At 57.3% G+C, this 1,196-nt stretch carries 2 protein-coding genes; both read left to right on the top strand.

Annotated features, from left to right (window positions below; genetic code table 11):
• Positions 1-733, top strand: a 733-nt coding sequence (locus NTD80_RS31225) for a type VI secretion system Vgr family protein (protein ID WP_315974910.1), incomplete at its 5' end; no start/stop codon positions are given.
• 19 nt (positions 734-752) lie between these two features.
• A complete protein-coding gene (locus tag NTD80_RS02745; protein ID WP_262132056.1) occupies positions 753-1,181 on the top strand; it encodes a DUF1795 domain-containing protein in 429 nt (142 codons plus the stop codon).
• The last annotated feature ends 15 nt before the right edge of the window (positions 1,182-1,196 follow it).

The following is a 1,196-nucleotide window of genomic DNA, read 5'->3' as shown; positions in this document are numbered from 1 at the left end:
CCGTTCGGACAAAAACAACGACCACAGCTCCTGCTGGATCCGTGTCACCCAAGGCTGGGCCGGGGCGACCTGGGGCTCCATGGCCATCCCGCGTGTAGGTCAGGAGCTGGTGATCAGCTATCTGGACGGTGATCCTGACCAGCCTCTCGCCACTGGCACCGCGTACCGCCAGACCAACCTGCCACCCTATGAGCTGCCCAAACACAAAACGCGGATGACCATCAAGAGCCGTACCCATAAGGGATCGGGCTTCAATGAGCTGCGTTTTGAGGATGAGTTGGGCCAGGAGGAAGTGTTTATCCATGCCCAGAAAGACCAGAACACGGTGGTCAAGAACAATCAGACCCAATCGATTGGCGCTGACCGAAGCAGCCAGGTCGGCCAGGACGAAACCATCACCGTGGGCCGCACGCGCATACGGGTGGTGAAGGCCAATGACACCTTGAAGGTAGGCGCCAGCAAGAATGATCACGTGGCTGGCGAGTACTACATCGGCGTGGGCAAACAGCTGCGCCTCGAATGCGGCAAGACCGTCATAGAACTCAACGAAAACGGCGACCTGAACATCACCTGCGAGAACTTCAATATCACCGGAATGAAAGCCGGCAAGGTCAACACCTTGTCAGGAAAACTCGATTTGAACATGAGTGGAAAGGCTTCCGGCACCACCGCAAACGGCGTCAGTGGTGCGGACATCCAGGGCGATGTAGACGGCTACTTCATCCATGAATGACCCCATAAGGACGGCTTCAATGCGCGAATACATCACCCACGATTTGATCATCGGATTGGGCAACGAAATGCCTGACGACAACAGCGTCAACATGCTGGTGTTCAAGACACGCGGCACCACCCTGGTGCTGGCACGCGGCCTTATGGACCCACAGAAAACGTTGGCCGAGACCTATACCCACCAGCTCACCGAGCTGCGCAAGAAAGTCACTGCCTTCAAATGCACCAGGCCCGCAGAGGTGCGGGTGGGCGTCGACCGCAACATCGTCGCGATGGAAGTGCAAACCGAGTTCACCCAGGGCAACGCGCTTTCTTGCCAGTACCAACTGGCCTGTGAGCTGCCTGGCGAGCCTCGACTACTGGCGCTGACGTACAGCAAGGGCAGTGCGCTCACTGAAGCAGATTTCGACCATTGGGAAACCTTGAAACAGTCACTTCGGTTCGCCTGAACCGTTCTTCTCGAA

This window comes from Pseudomonas sp. 13B_2.1_Bac1, from assembly GCF_025466155.1.
Lineage (GTDB): Bacteria > Pseudomonadota > Gammaproteobacteria > Pseudomonadales > Pseudomonadaceae > Aquipseudomonas > Aquipseudomonas aylmerensis.
This window is presented reverse-complemented; position numbering and strand designations above follow the sequence as displayed.